Genomic DNA, 395 nt, shown 5'->3' with positions numbered 1-395 from the left:
GGCGTCGACGACGAAGAGCACCAGGTTGCCCTCGCGGCCCTCGAGCACGGCCTGGCGGAGGTCGTCACGTTCCACCACCAGGCCCGGTCCGCGGCGGCCCCGAGGGCGGCGGCCCCGACGGCGGCGGCCCGGACGGCGGGGGCCCCGACGGCGGCGGGAACCCAGGCATAGGAGGCAATACCTACGGATCCGACCCCGGAACGCGGGTGAAGGATCCTCTGCCCGGGGACGGCGAGGTCGCGGGCGAGCCCACGACGGCGCCGCGGGGCGAAGGTGGTGGGCACGCCGACGCCGCCCCCGCCCGGGAGCAGGCCGCGGTCGCCCCGGCCGACCCGTTCCGCACCCGGCGGCTGGAGGTCCCGGGCATCGGCGCCGGTGCGGCGGGCCGGCGGTCG

At 79.7% G+C, this 395-nt stretch carries 1 protein-coding gene; it reads left to right on the top strand.

The features are described 5' to 3' along the window. Nucleotides 1-206 precede the first annotated feature (206 nt). On the top strand, nt 207-395 hold a 189-nt coding region (locus tag E9549_RS22930; RefSeq protein ID WP_236828904.1), incomplete at its 3' end, for a hypothetical protein.

It is taken from the genome of Blastococcus sp. MG754426 (genome assembly GCF_021699055.1).
Taxonomy (GTDB): Bacteria; Actinomycetota; Actinomycetes; order Mycobacteriales; family Geodermatophilaceae; genus Blastococcus.
Note: the sequence above shows the minus strand (reverse complement) of the source record. Positions and strands in the feature narration are given on the sequence as shown.